Source organism: Saccharomonospora iraqiensis subsp. iraqiensis (assembly GCF_000430445.1).
Taxonomy (GTDB): domain Bacteria; phylum Actinomycetota; class Actinomycetes; order Mycobacteriales; family Pseudonocardiaceae; genus Saccharomonospora; species Saccharomonospora iraqiensis.
The window spans coordinates 24141-37581 of sequence record NZ_KE387070.1 but is presented as its reverse complement, the minus strand read 5'-3'; the positions used below and the strand labels follow the sequence as shown (position 1 = coordinate 37581).

General features: G+C 70.8%; 10 protein-coding genes and 1 pseudogene. 4 read left to right on the top strand and 7 right to left on the bottom strand.

Going from position 1 to position 13441, the window contains the following annotated elements:
* Window positions 1–299: pseudogene (locus ACTIR_RS22230) on the top strand (serine/threonine protein kinase); the annotation flags it as partial.
* A 76-nt stretch (window positions 300–375) separates the two neighbouring features.
* Here ACTIR_RS22230 and ACTIR_RS0107505 read toward each other — a convergent pair.
* Genes ACTIR_RS0107505 through ACTIR_RS0107490 form a run of 4 tightly spaced genes read right to left on the bottom strand, consistent with a single transcriptional unit; the run spans window position 376 to window position 4110 of the window.
* Entirely contained in the window at window positions 376–1134 is a 759-nt protein-coding gene (locus ACTIR_RS0107505) for an iron ABC transporter ATP-binding protein (protein WP_026453800.1), read from the bottom strand.
* Complete coding sequence (locus ACTIR_RS0107500; RefSeq protein WP_084789357.1) at window positions 1131–2141, bottom strand: iron chelate uptake ABC transporter family permease subunit; 1011 nt, start codon at window positions 2139–2141, stop codon at window positions 1131–1133. Before ACTIR_RS0107500 ends, ACTIR_RS0107505 begins: the two co-directional genes overlap by 4 nt.
* The gene (locus ACTIR_RS0107495; RefSeq protein WP_026453798.1) at window positions 2138–3106 is read right to left on the bottom strand and encodes an ABC transporter permease; all 969 of its coding nucleotides are present in this window, start codon (window positions 3104–3106) and stop codon (window positions 2138–2140) included. The genes ACTIR_RS0107500 and ACTIR_RS0107495 overlap by 4 nt, the downstream gene beginning before the upstream one ends.
* Window positions 3107–3153: 47 nt before the next feature.
* Window positions 3154–4110 (bottom strand): siderophore ABC transporter substrate-binding protein, encoded by a 957-nt coding sequence (locus ACTIR_RS0107490; protein ID WP_026453797.1) that lies wholly within the window; start codon window positions 4108–4110, stop codon window positions 3154–3156.
* Between the two features lie 351 nt (window positions 4111–4461).
* On the opposite strand from ACTIR_RS0107490, the gene groL reads away from it, so the two are divergent.
* Complete coding sequence (gene groL, locus ACTIR_RS0107485; RefSeq protein ID WP_026453796.1) at window positions 4462–6102, top strand: chaperonin GroEL; 1641 nt, start codon at window positions 4462–4464, stop codon at window positions 6100–6102.
* A 255-nt stretch (window positions 6103–6357) separates the two neighbouring features.
* Complete coding sequence (locus tag ACTIR_RS0107480; RefSeq protein ID WP_026453795.1) at window positions 6358–6936, top strand: type 1 glutamine amidotransferase domain-containing protein; 579 nt, start codon at window positions 6358–6360, stop codon at window positions 6934–6936.
* A 9-nt stretch (window positions 6937–6945) separates the two neighbouring features.
* Here the strand turns inward: ACTIR_RS0107480 and ACTIR_RS0107475 are convergent, their stop codons facing one another.
* From ACTIR_RS0107475 to ACTIR_RS0107465, 3 genes are all read right to left on the bottom strand, one after another.
* A complete protein-coding gene (locus ACTIR_RS0107475) occupies window positions 6946–7836 on the bottom strand; it encodes a DUF72 domain-containing protein (RefSeq protein ID WP_084789356.1) in 891 nt (296 codons plus the stop codon).
* A 155-nt stretch (window positions 7837–7991) separates the two neighbouring features.
* Window positions 7992–9638: a DNA repair helicase XPB gene (locus ACTIR_RS0107470; RefSeq protein WP_026453793.1), complete on the bottom strand. Its 1647-nt coding sequence runs from the start codon at window positions 9636–9638 to the stop codon at window positions 7992–7994.
* Between the two features lie 8 nt (window positions 9639–9646).
* Window positions 9647–10630, bottom strand: coding sequence for an ABC transporter substrate-binding protein (locus ACTIR_RS0107465; RefSeq protein WP_026453792.1), 984 nt, complete (start codon window positions 10628–10630; stop codon window positions 9647–9649).
* 187 nt (window positions 10631–10817) lie between these two features.
* On the opposite strand from ACTIR_RS0107465, the gene ACTIR_RS22225 reads away from it, so the two are divergent.
* On the top strand, window positions 10818–13441 hold a 2624-nt coding region (locus ACTIR_RS22225; protein ID WP_084789355.1), incomplete at its 3' end, for a nitrate- and nitrite sensing domain-containing protein.

The following is a 13441-nucleotide window of genomic DNA, read 5'->3' as shown; positions in this document are numbered from 1 at the left end:
CCGCGTACGGCGGGCCCCCTCGTGGGTCCGGTGAGTCCCCGTCGCGGCGGACCGCGTCGTGGATCGTGTGGGCGCTCGCGGCGCTGATCGTGCTGGCGGCCGGGATCGTCACGCTGGTGGTCGTGCTCGGCGAGGACGACGGTGGCGGTGGAACCGCGCCGGCCACGGCGGGCAACTCGCCCGCTCCGGAGATCCCGATCGGGCCGGGGGACGAGCGGCCCGACGGGACCTCCGAGGTGGGCGGCACCGGCGCCGACGGCCTCCCGCCCGAGTCGATCCCGATCCGCCCGGACAACTGAGCCCGGCGGACAGCCAGAGCCCGGCGGACAACTGGGCCTGCGCCCCCGGCGGCGTCGGGGGACGCGGCCGGGGGGCTCAGCCGTAGAAGTCGGCGATCGGCCCGGCGTGGAGCTCGTGCACCGGGATGTCCAGATCGTAGACGTCGCGCAGCACCCCGGGGGTCAGCATCGTGTCCACGGGGCCGTGCGCGACGAGGGCGCCGTCGCGCATCGCCACGATGCGGTCGGAGTAGCGGGCGGCGAAGTTGATGTCGTGGACCACCATGACGACCGTTTTGCCCAGCTCGTCGGCCATCGTGCGGAGCCTGCGCATGATGTGCACGGAATGCCGCATGTCGAGGTTGTTCAACGGTTCGTCGAGCAGCACGTAGTCGGTGCCCTGGCACAGCACCATCGCCACGTGGGCGCGCTGGCGCTGACCGCCGGAGAGCCGGTCGAGCGGGCGATCGGCGAAGGCGGCCAGTTCGAAGTAGTCGATCGCCTCGTCGACCGCGCGATGGTCCGCCTCGGACAGTCGTCCACCGGAGTGCGGGAACCGTCCGAACGCGACCAGATCGCGCACGGTCAGTCGCACCGCCACGTGGTTCTCCTGGCGCAGCACCGCCAGTGTCCGCGCCAGCGTGCCGCTGTCGGTGGTGGTGACGTCGAGGCCGTCGACGGTGATCCGGCCGCTGTCCGCCTCCAGCAGCCTGCTCACCATCGACAGCAGGGTCGACTTGCCTGCGCCGTTGGCCCCGATGACGGAGGTGACACCGCCGGGTGGGATCTCCAACGACACGTCGTCGACGACGGTGGTCGACCCGTACCGCTTCGTGACATGACTGATCTCGATCATCGTGTGGACTCCCGGACGAGCAGGGCGATGAAGTAGATACCGCCCACGAAATTGATGATCACACTCAGCACGGTGTCCATGTCGAACACCTGCTCCAGCAGCAACTGCCCGCCTGCGAGGGTGATGACCGAGACGGCGGCCGCGGCCGGGACCACCGTCGCGTGCCGGAACGTGCCGGTCAGCTGCCGGGCGAGGTTGGCCACCAGCACACCGAGGAATGTGATCGGCCCGACGAGCGCGGTGGAGACCGACACCAGCACCGCGACCAGCATCAGGCTGCGGTGCACCACCCGGCGGTGGTCCACACCCAGCCCGACGGCGGTGTCCCGGCCGAGGGCGACGACGTCGAGCCGGGGGAACAACCGGACACCCACCCCGCCGAGCGCGGCCAGCAGCACCGCCGAGGCCCACAACAGCTGGTCGTCGACCGAGTTGAAGCCGGCGAAGAAGCTGTCCTGCAGGGTGACGAAGTCGTTCGGGTTGATCAGACGGGCGGCCAGCGAGGACATGCTGGCGAACAGCGTGCCGAAGATGACCCCGACCAGCACGAGCACGTAGAGATCGCGGCTGTGCCGGTCGAACAGCCACCGGTGCAGCGCGAGCGCGAAGGCGATCATCGCGCCCGCCTGGACGACGAACAGCAGTCGGGGATCCGCCCCGGTCAGCGTCATCGCCCCGGCGAAGAACACGATCAGGGTCTGGATGAGCATGTACAGGGCGTCGAACCCCATGATCCCCGGAGTGAGGATGCGGTTGTGGGTCACCGTCTGGAACAGCACGCTCGAATAGGCGATGGCCACCCCGACGACCACCATCGCCGCGGCCTTGCGCAGGCGCAGGCCGAGCGCGTACTCCAGGTTCCCGGTGAGCCCCACCGTGCAGAACGCCACGAGTGTGCCCAGGGCGAGCAGGCCCAGCACCAGGGTCACCCGCCGTCGGCGGGGACGTCCGGGATCCGCCGTCGGGTGCGCCCCCGCCGTCGACGGGGCCGCGGTCGTCGTGGTCATGCGTTCCCCCTCCGGGCGCGGAGCACGAGCACGAGGAAGACACCACCGCCCAGCACGCCCGCGATCGTCTCCACCGGAACCTCGTACGGATACCGGACGGTGCGTCCGAGCACGTCGCACACCAGCACGAAGAACGCGCCGCCGAGCGCGGTGACCGGCAGGACACGGCGCAGGTTGTCGCCGAGCAGCAGGGTCACCAGGTTCGGGACGACCAGTCCGAGGAACGGGATGTTGCCCACCGTCACCACGATCACCGCGGTCATCGCCGAGACCAGCACCAGACCGATCGTGACCACCCGGTCGTAGCGCACCCCGAGGTTCACGGCGAAGTCCCGGCCGAGTCCGGCGAGGGTGAACCTGTCCGCGTAGAGGTAGCCGAGCACGGTGAGCCCCCCGGTGATCCACAACAGCTCGTAGCGCCCCTGGAGCACGCCGGAGAACTCGCCGCTGGTCCAGGCCGTGACGGTCTGGAGCAGGTCGGCGCGGTAGGCGAAGAAGGTCGTGACGGCGCCGAGGACACCGCCGAACATGATGCCCACCAGGGGCACCACGATGATGTCGGCGAAGGTCAACCGACGCAGGATCAGCACGAACACGTACGTGCCCGCCAGGGCGAACGCCGTGGCGACGAGCATCTTCACGCCGACCGACTCCGCGCCGAAGAACACCGTGGCCACCAGCACGCCGAGCGCGGCGGATTCGGCGGTGCCCGCGGTGGACGGGGTCACGAAGCGGTTCCGGGTCAGGCTCATCATGATCAGCCCGGCCACGCTGAGCGCCGAACCCGCCAGCAGCACGGCGAGCAGTCGCGGCAGCCGCGACTCCCACAGCACCATGAGTTGGTCGTCGTCCCCGCGCAGCAGGCCCGCCGGGGTCAGCTCCGTCACGCCGACGAACAGCGATCCGGTCGCCGCCACGACCAGTCCGATCGTGGCGACGACCAGGTGCGCCGGGCGGACGGTCACCGAGGAGGCCCCGCCCGCCGGTTCCGTCCGGGTGGTGCGGGTGCGTCTCACGCCAGGCTGTCCCCGACGGTCCCGACCATGGACTCCAGCGAGACGAGTCCGGTGGAGGTCAGGTACCAGGTGGCCGGGTCGAGGTACACGATGTCGTCGTTGCGGGCGGCGGTGGTCCCGTTGACCAGGGCGTTGTCCAGCAGTTCGCGCGCGGCCTCCCCGTTCTCCCCGATGGCCGAGTCCCGGTCGACGACGTAGAGGAGGTCGGGGTCGGCCTCGGCGAGGAACTCCGCCGAGATCGCGTCCCCGTGCACGTCGGCGGACAGGTCCGGCACGGCCGGGGCGACGCCGAGGTCGTCGTACACGAGGCCGAAGCGGGAGCCCGGCCCGTAGGCGCTCATCTTGCCGCCGGTGGTGAGCACGACCAGGCCGGTCTTCCCGTCCGGGACGGACCCGCGCACCTCGGCGGCGGACTCCCGCAGCGCGTCGAGCCGGTCGGTGACCCGCTCCTCCTTGCCGAACAGGGTGCCGAGGGCCCGCACCCGCTCGGTGGCGCTGTTCAGGAAGTCGCCGGTGTCCACGGTCATGTCGATCGTCGGGGCGATCTCGGACAGCTCCCCGTAGGCCGGTGCGGAGCGGCCCGCGACGATCACCAGGTCGGGCTCCAGTGCGTTGACCTGTTCGTAGTCCGGCTCCTTCAGGCTGCCGACGGTGGTGTACTCGTCGGAGGTGTAGGAGCTCAGGTGCTCGGGCATGGCGGCCACCTCGGGCACCCCCACGACGTCCACGTCGAGGGTGTCCAGCGTTTCCAGCACACCGAGGTCGAACACGACGACCCGCTCCGGGGTGCCGTCCAGGGTCTCGGTGCCCTGCGCGTGGCGGACGGTGACCCCGTCGCCCGGTTCGCCCGCGGCGTCGTCGGCGGATCCGGTGCCGCAGGCCGTGGTCACGGTGGCGAGCAGGCCGAGGGCGAGCGCCGCCCACCGGCGTCCGAGTGGTCTCCCGTGAGGCATCTGTACTCCCGTGGCAGTCGTCGGCGATGAAGGAAAGGTGAGCCTAACTTAAGAAACTGATCGCCGGAACGCGAGAGGCGTCGGGGTTTCGTGAGGTACGTCGCGTGGTCATCCGTCGGTGTGGTGTCCGCGCGGTGTGCCGCCGGGGACCGACCCCGCGCTTGCACTCGCCTCGCGAGAGTGCTAAACACGGTATTGGCACTCGGCACCGTCGAGTGCCAGGCGGAGGTCGCCGACCACCGCCTGAAGGTCGGGACGGTGAGGCCACGTCCACCACGAGTGGACTGGTCGTCCGTCGCGGGCACCGAGCCTGGCCGAGGACGTGTCCTGACTACCGGAGGACCCACCGCAATGGCCAAACAGATTGCGTTCGACGAGGACGCCCGCCGCGGACTCGAGCGCGGCTTGAACACCCTCGCGGAGGCCGTGAAGGTGACGCTCGGCCCCCGTGGCCGCAACGTCGTGCTCGAGAAGAAGTGGGGCGCGCCCACGATCACCAACGACGGCGTCTCGATCGCGAAGGAGATCGAGCTCGAGGACGCCTGGGAGAAGATCGGCGCGGAACTCGTCAAGGAAGTTGCCAAGAAGACCGACGACGTCGCCGGTGACGGCACCACCACCGCCACCGTGCTCGCGCAGGCCCTGGTCAAGGAAGGCCTGCGCAACGTCGCCGCCGGCGCCGACCCGATCGCGCTGAAGCGCGGCATCGAGCAGGCCGTCGAGGCTGTCACCGAGCAGCTGCACAAGATGGCCAACGAGGTCGAGACCAAGGAGCAGATCGCCGCCACGGCGTCGATCTCCGCGGCCGACCGCACCATCGGTGACCTGATCGCCGAGGCCCTCGACAAGGTGGGCAAGGAAGGCGTCGTCACCGTCGAGGAGTCGAACACCTTCGGTCTCGAGCTGGAGCTCACCGAAGGCATGCGCTTCGACAAGGGCTACGTCTCCGGCTACTTCGCCACCGACGCGGAGCGCCAGGAGGCCGTCCTGGAGGACCCGTACATCCTGCTGTTCGGATCGAAGATCTCGAACGTGAAGGACATGCTGCAGGTCCTCGAGAAGGTCATGCAGACCAACAAGCCGCTGCTGATCATCGCCGAGGACGTCGAGGGCGAGGCCCTGGCCACCCTGGTCGTCAACAAGATCCGCGGCACCTTCAAGTCCGTCGCCGTCAAGGCCCCGGGCTTCGGTGACCGCCGGAAGGCGATGCTGCAGGACATGGCCATCCTGACCGGTGGCCAGGTCATCAGCGAGGACGTCGGCCTCAAGCTGGAGAACGCCGACATCTCGCTGCTGGGTCAGGCCCGCAAGGTCGTCGTGACCAAGGACGAGACCACCATCGTCGAGGGCGCGGGCGACGCGGACCAGATCCAGGGCCGGGTCAACCAGATCCGCGCCGAGATCGAGAACAGCGACTCCGACTACGACCGCGAGAAGCTGCAGGAGCGGCTGGCCAAGCTGGCCGGCGGCGTCGCGGTCATCAAGGCCGGCGCCGCGACCGAGGTCGAGCTGAAGGAGCGCAAGCACCGCATCGAGGACGCGGTGCGCAACGCCAAGGCCGCCGTCGAGGAGGGCATCGTCGCCGGTGGCGGCGTCTCCCTGCTCCAGGCGTCCAAGGCCGCCTTCGACAGCCTCTCGCTGTCCGGTGACGAGGCCACCGGCGCGAACATCGTCAAGGTCGCCGTCGAGGGCCCGCTCAAGCAGATCGCCGTCAACAGCGGTCTCGAGGGCGGCGTCGTGGTGGAGAAGGTCAAGGGCCTGCCGCAGGGCCAGGGCCTCAACGCCGCGACCGGCGAGTACGAGGACCTCATCAACGCGGGCGTCATCGACCCCGCCAAGGTGACCCGGTCCGCGCTGCAGAACGCCGCGTCCATCGCCGGCCTGTTCCTGACCACGGAGGCCGTGGTCGCCGACAAGCCGGAGAAGAACGGTGGCGGCGGCGGTGGCGCCGACCCCACCGGCGGCATGGGCGGCATGGAAGGCATGATGTGATCCTGCCCTGAGCCCTGAAAAGGCCCGGCCCCACCACGGGGCCGGGCCTTTTCACGCCCGCGAGTCGCCACCCCACGTCCGCGAGTCGCCACCCCGTACCCGCGAGTTGACGTTCCACATCCGCGAGTTGACGCTCTATGTCCGCGAGTCGCCACCCTGTGCCCGTGAGTGGCCACGAGCGGCTGTCCCGGTGCGGTCGTTTCGACTCCTCGTCCGGACGGGTATCACCTCGAACGGTTCCGTGTGGAAGGAGTGATGAGTGTGGCGGACACACTGACCAATCGCCGGGTCGCGTTCGTGGCGGCACCGGAGGGGACGGAGCAGGTGGAGCTCACCCAGCCGTGGCAGGCGGTGAAGGACGCGGGCGGCACCCCCGAGCTGATCTCGATGAAGGCGGGCGAGATCCAGGCGTTCAACCACCTCGACAAGGGGGACACGTTCCCCGTCGACAAGGTGGTCACCGACGCCTCGGTGGACGACTACGACGGGCTCGTCCTCCCGGGTGGCGTGGCGAATCCGGACCTGCTGCGGACGGACCCGAACGTGGTGAACTTCGTCCGCGAGTTCTTCTCGAAGCGCAAGCCCGTCGCCGTGATCTGCCACGGCCCGTGGACGCTGATCGAGGCCGATGTCGTGCGCGGACGGCGTATGACGTCGTACCCGAGCCTGCAGACCGACCTGCGCAACGCGGGGGCCGAGTGGGTCGACGAGGAGGTCGTGACCGACGGCGGCCTGGTCTCCAGCCGCAACCCCGACGACCTGCCCGCGTTCTGCGACAAGCTCGTCGAGGAGATCGCCGAGGGCGAACACAGCAGGCAGGCCACCAGCGCCTGACCCGCTCCGTCAGGGTCGATCCGGCCCACCGCCCGGGGACGTGCCGGGCACCCCGACCAGGTCGGCGAGTGCCCGCGCGTCCTCGGGCGCCTTCACTTTGACGTCGTTGTCGAAGTAGACGAAGACGTCGAGCCCGTCGGCGTGCCAGCGTCCGATCCGCCGGGCCCACCGCCGCAGGGCCGTGTCGGTGTAGCCGCTTGTGTAGAGCTCCGTCTCCCCGTGCAGCCGGACGTAGACGAACCCGGCCGTGACCTCCTCGAGGAACGGCCAGGTGCCCGAGGTGTCCGCGGTGACCAGTGCGACGTCGTGTTCGCGCAGCAGGGCGGAGCAACGCGGGTCGTCGAAACTCGGGTGGCGCACCTCCAGCGCGTGGCGCAGGGGTCGCTCGGTGGACACGGTCAGGTAGGGCTCCGCGGGGAGCTTGTCGTCGTGATGGCGGCCCAGTTCGGCCGCCTCGGTCGTGGTGCGGGGCAACAGGGCCAGAAACGCCGCCAGCCGGTCCGGGTCGAAGGTCATCCGCGGGGGCAGTTGCCACAGCACCGGGCCGAGCTTGTCGCCGAGTGCGAGGACCCCGGAGGCGAAGAAGTTGGCCAGTGCGGCGTCGACGTCGCGCAGGCGTTTCATGTGGGTGATGTAGCGCCCGCCCTTGACGGCGAACAGGAAGTCGTCGGGCGTCTCGTCGTGCCAACGGCGGTACCGTTCCGGACGCTGGAGGGAGTAGAACGAGCCGTTGATCTCCACGGTGTTCACCCGCCGGGAGAGGTACTCCAGCTCGCGCCGCTGCGCCAACCCTTCCGGGTAGAACACGCCCCGCCACGCCGGGTAGATCCAGCCCGACGTCCCGATCCGCACGTCCGCCCGACGTCCGCGTCCGGACGCCCCGCCGCCGGCACCCGCCACACCGCATCCCACCTCTCCGCGCCCGCCCGGTCGTCCGCGCCGGTCACTCACCGTTGTGCCGTGAAGGACTCCTTCGCTGCATCTGACGCAGGGAAGGGGGCCTTCACGGCATCCCACGCAGGGAAGGGGACCCTCACGGCAACCACCCGGGCGGGTTACAGGGGGCGGAGGAGGTCGTCGGCGTCGACGATGCGGTAGGCGTAGCCCTGTTCGGCCAGGAAGCGCTGGCGGTGGGCGGCGTAGTCGGTGTCCACCGTGTCGCGGGCGACCACCGAGTAGAAGTGGGCCTGCCTGCCGTCGCCCTTCGGGCGCAACAGCCTGCCCAGGCGTTGCGCTTCCTCCTGCCGGGAGCCGAAGGTGCCGGACACCTGGATCGCCACCGAGGCCTCCGGGAGGTCGATGGAGAAGTTGGCGACCTTCGACACGACCAGCTTGTCGATCTCGCCGGACCGGAACCGCTCGAACAGCGCCTCGCGTTCCTTGTTCCTCGTCGAACCCTGGATCACCGGCGCGTCCAGCGCCTGCCCGAGCTCCTCCAGCTGGTCCAGGTACGCGCCGATCACCAGGGTCGGCTCACCGGCGTGCTTGTCGACGATCGACCGGATGACCCCCGACTTGGTGTGTGCCGTCGACGCCAGCCGGTAGCGCTCCTCGGACTCGGCGGTGGCGTAGGCGATGCGCTCGTTGTCGGTCAGGGTCACCCGGACCTCGGTGCACTCGGCGGGGGCGATCCAGCCCTGCTGCTCGATGTCCCGCCAGGGGATGTCGTAGCGCTTCGGCCCGATCAGGGAGAACACGTCCCCCTCCCGGCCGTCCTCGCGCACCAGGGTGGCCGTCAGGCCCAGCCTGCGCCGGGACTGCAGGTCCGCGGTCATCCGGAACACCGGGGCGGGCAGCAGGTGCACCTCGTCGTAGATCACCAGGCCCCAGTCGCGGGAGTCGAACAGCTCCAGGTGCTTGTACTCGCCCTTGCTCTTGCGCGTGATCACCTGGTAGGTGGCGATCGTGATCGGGCGGATCTCCTTCTTCTCGCCCGAGTACTCGCCGATCTCGTCCTCGGTCAGCGACGTCCGGGCCAGCAGTTCCCGCTTCCACTGCCTGCCCGCGACCGTGTTGGTCACCAGGATCAGCGTGGTCGCCTCCGCCTTGGCCATCGCCGCCGCGCCGACCAGGGTCTTGCCCGCACCGCACGGCAGGACGACCACCCCGGAGCCGCCCGCCCAGAACGTCTCGGTGGCCCGGCGCTGGTAGTCGCGCAGGGCCCAGCCGTCCTCGGACAGCGACATCGGGTGTGCCTCGCCGTCCACGTACCCGGCGAGGTCCTCGGCCGGCCACCCGACCTTGACCAGCGCCTGCTTGAGCCGCCCCCGTTCGGACGGGTGTACCGCCACCGTGTCCGGGTCGAGCCGGGTGCCCAGCATCGGGGCGATCTTCTTGCTGCGCAGCACCTCCTCCAGCACCGCGCGGTCGGTGGCGACCATGACCAGTCCGTGTGCCGGGTCGTGCTGCAGCTGGAGCCGGCCGAACCGGCCCATCGTGTCGACGATGTCGATCAGCAGCGGCTGCGGCACCGGGAACCGTGAGTACGTGGTGAGCGCGTCCACCACCTGTTCGGCGTCGTGGCCCGCCGCGCGCGCGTTCCACAACGCGAGCGGGGTCACCCGGTAGGTGTGCACGTGCTCGGGGGCGCGCTCCAGTTCGGCGAACGGCGCGATCGCGGTCCGGGCGTCCTCGGCGCGGTCGTGGTCGACCTCGAGCAGCACCGTCTTGTCCGACTGGACGATCAGGGGGCCATCAGTCACGCCCTCCTTTATACGTGCTCCCGTCCGGAGAGTTCCGGTTCGGCAACCAGGGCCCGCACATCGAGCCGCTCCTGAAGCAGGCCGGCCCCCTGCATGAGGTCGGCGACCCGCTGCAGCCGCACGGCGTTGGCGACCTGCGGATAGTTGCCGAGCGACACCAGTGCGGCCGTGACCTCGTCGACGTCGGTCAGGTCGGGCAGTGCCTCCCGGACCCGGGTCTCGTCGGTCGCCAGCCGCTGGGCCTCGGCCAGTGCCCGCCGGAACGCCGCCACGGTGCGCGGGTGCTCGTCGGCGAACTCCCGGGTGGTCGCGTAGGACGACATCGGGAACGCCTCGGTGGCTCCCCGCGCCGAATCGGCCAGCAGCCGCGCCCCGTGGTCCTTCTGGGCGAGGGTGATGTAGGGCTCGACCATCCACGCCACGTCGACCTCCCGGCGGCGGAGGGCCTCGACCCGCTGTGGGGCGGGCGTGGGCACGAACGTGATCGTCTCCGGGGCGAGTCCGGCGGTGTCGAGCACCGACCGGGTGGTCAGTGTCCCGAGACTCTCCGGACCGTCGACCGCGATGCTCGGCCACGCCAGGTCGGTGGGTTCGGTCGGCCCCGAGTCCGGCAGGGTGACCAGTGCCATCGAGTCGGCCCCGGCCACGTAGGCCTCACCCTGCACCCGGAGCGGCACACCGCGGGCCGCGGCACGGAACAGCGGAACGTTCCGGGCGAAGGCGAGGTCGAGTTCCCCGTTCGCCAACGATTCCACGGTCGCCTTTCCGCTCGGTTGTTCGACCAGTTCCACATCCAGCCCGGCCCGGCGGAACACGCCGTTCTGCACGGCGATTCGCACGGGTGCCGTCTCGATCACGTTGCCGACCCCGAGACGGACCGTCTCCTTCTCCGGTGTCGCCCGGTCCGGCGGATCCGGATCCGACACCACTGAGCAGGCGGTCAACAACAGGGTCGCGGCGAGCAGGGGCAGCGGACGCCCACGGGTTCGCACCGGTCGCCTCCAACGTCACAGGCGATTTTCGCCAACGGTGTGGAGCTTATGCCGACCGAAGCAATACCATCACCGACAACCCTTCTCCAGCCGCGAGCGTCCTCGTGGATGGCGGGTGCGTCGCGCTACCCTCCATCGGTTTTCGGAGGATGTCTGCGGACTGCGATACGAAACAAAGGAAGCCCAGGTGACCCGTCGCAGCGAACGCCCCGGCCGGGGTGCCGCGGCAGGTACGGGCCGTGTCGGCGGCCGGTGGCGGTTACGCAACTGGCGTCTGCGCACCAAGCTGCTCGCGATGCTGCTCATCCCCTCCGTGGCGGTGCTGGTGCTCGTGGGGCTGCGGGCGAAGGCGGACCTGGACCGGGCGGCGGGCTTCGCCGAGGCCGCCGAGCGGGTCCGTGTGGACAGCACCGTCGCCGATGTGGTGCACCAGCTCCAGCGCGAACGGGATCTCACCGTGCGCCACGTCGCCGAGGGCAGGCAGGGGCCGAGGGAACGGCTGTTGGCCCAGCAGGACCGCGTCGACGCCGCCATCGGTGCGTTCGACCGGACGCTCACCGCGTCGCGGCACGGATTGTCCGCCGCCGCGGTCGACGCCTTCCGGCGGATCACGCAACGTCTGGACCAGCTGACGGGACTGCGCTACGCGGGGCGCAACACCGACATGCCCGCCGAGGCCGTGCTGCGTGCGTACAGCGAGATGATCTCGGGCGTGCTGGATGTCGGCGACCGGGCCGTGTCCCGGGTCGCCGACGGCGATCTGGCGCGCAGCAGGCTCGCGGCGAACGCCCTCGCGCGGGTCAAGGACCAGATGTCGGTCAAGCGGGCGATCGTCGCCGAGGCACTGGCCCGGGGACGGCTGCCCGAGGACCGGGAACGCGCCCTCCTCGCGGCGGAGGCGGAGCTGGACGCCGCCCGCGGTGACTTCCTGGCCCTGGCCACCCCGCGGCAGCAGCGGATGTACACCGACACCGTGATCGGCCTGGTGGTGGACCTCGGCAACGGCATCGTGGAGTCGGTGCTCACCCAGGCCGGGACGGACGCCGGGTTCGAGAACCTGTCCGCGCGGGAGTGGGACACCTCGGCCACCTACACCGTCAACCTGGCCGACCAGGTCCAGGAGGCGATGCTGGCGCAGATCCAGCGGCGTTCCGACGCGCTGGCCGCCGACGCCCGGCGTTCGGCCGCGTTGGACGCGGGGATCGTCCTCGGCGCGCTGCTCGTCGCCGCCGTGCTGGCGGTGGTCATCACCCGGTCGCTGGTGCGTCCGGTCCGCGCCCTGCGGGCCAGCGCGCTGGACGTGGCGGAGAACCGGCTGCCCGCCGCGGTCGAGGACATCCTGACCGAGGAGCACCCGAGACCCGAGGACACGGCCACCCGGGCCGTCGACCCGGTCCCCGTGCACACCCGCGAGGAACTGGGCGAGGTGGCCCGGGCGTTCGACGCGGTGCACGGCGAGGCGGTGCGGCTCGCCGGGGAACAGGCGATGCTGCGGGAGAACGTGAACTCGATGTTCGTCAACCTCTCCCGCCGGAGTCAGGACCTGGTGGAACGGCAACTCGGGGTGCTCGACCGGATGGAGGAGCACGAGCAGGACCCGGACATCCTCGGCGGGCTGTTCGAACTCGACCATCTGGCGACGCGGATGCGGCGCAACAGCGAGAACCTGCTGGTGCTCGCCGGGGAGGACGCCGGACGGCCGCTGCCGGGGTCGGTACCCGCGGACGAGATCATCGGCGCGGCCCTGTCCGAGGTGGAGGACTACAAGCGGATCAAGGTGGCGGTGACGCCGAACCTGTCGGTGCCGGGGGACGCGGCGGCGGATCTCATCCACGTCGTGTCGGAGCTGTTCGAGAACGCCACCGCCTACTCGCCGGAGCACGAACCGGTCTCGGTGGTGAGTTCGGTCGGCGCCGACCGCGAGTGGCGCATCGACATCACCGACCGGGGCGCGGGCATGCCGGACACCGAGATCCGCCGGGCGAACGAGCGCCTCGCCGATCCGCCCGAGGTGGACGTGGAGGTCTCCCGTCGGATGGGGCTCTACGTCGTCGGCAGGCTGGCACGGCGGCACCGGATCGGTGTGCGCCTGGCGGCCGCCGACCTGCGCGGACTGACGGCGACGGTGGTGGTGCCCGCCGAGCTGGTGGAGTTCGATCCGGAGACCGCCCTCGGACGTCCGCAGCGGGCGCAGGCCCAGCAGGTCCGCCTCACCCCGGTGGAGCTGGGGCCACCGAGGAGCACCGACCCCGTCCTCGCCGCGGTCCCGGACGGGGACGGACCCGGCGGCGGCACCACGGAGGACACCGGGGCCGGATCCGTTCTCCGGACGCCGCCCGGGGACGGGGAAGCGGCCGGTGCCGAGCACCCGGACCCCGGTTGGCCCGGACGGTCCGACATCGACGGGGATCCGGACGCGGACGGTGACGTCGACGGGTCCCCGGGCACCGGGGTTCCGGACCGGGCGGGGCTGTCGGTGGGACTGTCCGGACCGGACGTCGACGACGCCACCGCATCGGAACGGACACAGCCGACGCCGGCGGTACCGGCGGAGGCGTTGCGGTTCGCCACGGCCTCGGCCATCGGCCGGGCACTCCGGCCGAAGGCCGAGGCGGAGGACGGGGCCGAAGCGGGCGACCGCGTCGGGGATCCCGCGTGGCCGGTGACGGACGACGACGAGTACGGCGCCGCGACCGCGTGGGCCGACGACGGGTATCCCGGGTATGCCGCCCGCGGCGGGGGTGACGGGGACGACGACGTACCGCCCGGGGCGCCGGTCGGCGCGGACCCCGTGGGAGCCGGGGAGCCAGG